Below are 2,366 nucleotides of genomic sequence, written 5' to 3'. Positions count from 1 at the left end.
TCTTCGTCGTGCAAGCACGACTGTCGAAACCCGACGTTTCTTACGCTCGATGTTCAGTTTTCAAGGAGCAATCTTGTCTTCGCTCTCGGCCTCGTTCTTGCCCGGCCTCTCAGCGGCGACTTGAATAATATATCATATTCGCCTAGCTCGTTGCAACCTGTAATTTCTGGTAAATCTCTTCGGCCTTCATCGTCATTTCTCGTTCGATGTCAGCCGCCCATCAGACGCGAAAATTAATTTAACACATCCGCACTAGCACGTCAACGCCTTTTTGCGAAGTTCTTGCTTTTTTACGCCAAGAGCAGATGTTGAAACCCGAGAACCAGCGCCACGCCTGGCAATCCAAGCACCGTCACCGCGCCGATCGTCGCCGGATTGAGCGGAACGTACCAGCCGGTAATCCACCCGGAGAAGTTCAACGCGTAGATCGCGAAAGCCGCAAGCGCCAGATGCGTGCCGAACCGGACGAACCAGCCCTTGGCCACCTGCCGGCGAAGAACCAGCAGCAGCAGCGCGGCCGAAGACGCGATCAACATGACGATCCAGAACGTCTTCATGCGCCCTCGCCTCCGTACGCCCGGCCGTCCAGCCGAACGGCGAGCGGTTCTTGCTCGGGATTCGCATGCCAGAACATCTTCGCTTTGCGCAGCGCCATATCCAGCTTCTTCTCCGCCGCCTCGAGCGCATAGATCGCATAATCCACCTGATCGATCCCGAGCGCGTCTTCGAAGCGCCTTTGCGCCGCCGCGCACTCCAACTCCGCCAGCCGTACGTCTTCCTTCAACTGTTCGCGCTCCGACAGCAGCAGCGCTTGCGCTTCCCGCTCTTGCTTGGTCCGTCTCATCGTCCGCCCTCTCCCTTCTCCTCTGACCCCGATGGTGCTGCCCGCAGGACAACCCGCTATCATTTATATGTCACGGAAGGCGGAATCAGAATCAGGCAAGCAACGAAATGCGCAACTTCCCGGGAATCAAAAAAGACGCCCGAAGGGCGTCCGTTTCATTCGGAATCGCTTTGAAGTTGTCGTCCGGCCGTTCGCCGCTAATTCAATTCGCGACGTCCTTCGAGCGCCTTGGAGAGCGTCACTTCGTCCGCATACTCCAGATCGCCGCCCACGGGCAGGCCGTGCGCGATGCGCGTCACCTTGATGCCGAACGGCTTGACGAGCCGCGACAGATACATGGCGGTCGCTTCCCCTTCGATATTCGCGTTGGTCGCGAGGATCATCTCCTGCACGCGCTCGTCGCTGAGCCTTCGAACGAGCTCGGCAATGCGGATGTCGTCGGGACCGACGCCGTCCATCGGCGAGATCGCGCCGTGCAGCACGTGGTACATGCCGTTGAATTCCTTGGTGCGCTCCATCGCCACCAGGTCCTTAGGCTCCTGAACGACGCAGATCGCGGAGACGTCCCGCGTCTTGTCGGAGCAGATGCGGCAAGGATCCACGTCGGTAATATTGCAGCATACGGAACAATAAGTCAGGTTGCGCTTCACGTTGACCAGCGCCTTGGCAAAATCGATGACGTCTTCCTCCTTCATCCGCAGGACGTGGAACGCCAGCCGGGCGGCCGTCTTCGGCCCGATGCCCGGCAAGCGGGAGAAAGCTTCGATCAGCTTGGCGATCGGTTCTGGATAGAACAAGGATGTTAGGCTCCTTTGGGATTAGAACAACCCGGGAATCTTCATGCCGCCGGTGTATTTGCTCATATCGGTGTTGGCCAGCTCGTCGGCTTTGGTCAGCGCGTCGTTCACCGCGGTCAGGACGAGGTCCTGCAGCATCTCGACGTCTTCGGGATCGACGGCTTCGGGCTTGATCTCGATGCTCAGCAGCTTCTTGTGGCCGTTGACGCTCACGGTGACGACGCCGCCGCCGGCGGTGCCTTCTACGGTCTTGGTGCCGAGTTCTTCCTGGGCTTTGAGCATTTGCTCCTGCATCTTCTTCACTTGCTTCATCATTTGGTTCATGTTGTTCATGTTGAACGGCCTCCCTTAATCGTCTTTGATGACTACCAATTCTTCCCCGAAAAGCCGCAGCGCCTCTTCGACGAGCGGTTCGCGCGCCGGCTCCGCGTCTCCCTCCGGCACGAGCGTCAGCTCCTCGCCGGCCTCGGCGCCCGGGTCCGTCCGGGTTCCCGCCGCGACGGCCTCCTGCCATTCCTTCTGCAGCAGCGTGGCCAGTTGGGTCGGCTGTCCGTACACCGCGCTCAGCACATGCTCGATCACCTGCCGGTTGGCGGGCTTCTCGGTCGTCTCGCGGTGTATGGAATTGCGGAAGGCGACGAGCACCGTATCGTCGGCAAAGGAGACCGGCTCCCCGTCCACGAGCCAAGCGTGAACGGTGACCCGCTCTTCCTTCACGCGCTGCA

At 59.7% G+C, this 2,366-nt stretch carries 4 protein-coding genes and 1 pseudogene; all 5 read right to left on the bottom strand.

Annotated elements, in window-relative coordinates; genetic code table 11:
- Positions 1-290 precede the first annotated feature (290 nt).
- Entirely contained in the window at positions 291-557 is a 267-nt protein-coding gene (locus H7C19_RS34020; protein WP_185673536.1) for a pro-sigmaK processing inhibitor BofA family protein, read from the bottom strand.
- Complete coding sequence (locus tag H7C19_RS34015) at positions 554-844, bottom strand: DUF2508 domain-containing protein (protein WP_185673535.1); 291 nt, start codon at positions 842-844, stop codon at positions 554-556. The genes H7C19_RS34020 and H7C19_RS34015 overlap by 4 nt, the downstream gene beginning before the upstream one ends.
- Positions 845-1,041: 197 nt before the next feature.
- Positions 1,042-1,641 carry a recombination mediator RecR gene (gene recR / locus H7C19_RS34010; protein ID WP_185673534.1) on the bottom strand — a complete coding sequence of 200 codons (600 nt, stop codon included), beginning with the start codon at positions 1,639-1,641 and terminating at the stop codon, positions 1,042-1,044.
- A 21-nt stretch (positions 1,642-1,662) separates the two neighbouring features.
- The gene (locus tag H7C19_RS34005; protein WP_185673533.1) at positions 1,663-1,974 is read right to left on the bottom strand and encodes a YbaB/EbfC family nucleoid-associated protein; all 312 of its coding nucleotides are present in this window, start codon (positions 1,972-1,974) and stop codon (positions 1,663-1,665) included.
- A 15-nt stretch (positions 1,975-1,989) separates the two neighbouring features.
- Positions 1,990-2,366: pseudogene (locus H7C19_RS34000) on the bottom strand (DNA polymerase III subunit gamma/tau); the annotation flags it as partial.

It is taken from the genome of Cohnella nanjingensis (assembly GCF_014212125.1).
GTDB classification, from domain to species: Bacteria; Bacillota; Bacilli; order Paenibacillales; family Paenibacillaceae; genus Cohnella; species Cohnella nanjingensis.
The sequence above is the reverse complement of the archived record's forward strand: the minus strand, read 5'-3'. Positions and strand labels throughout refer to the sequence as shown.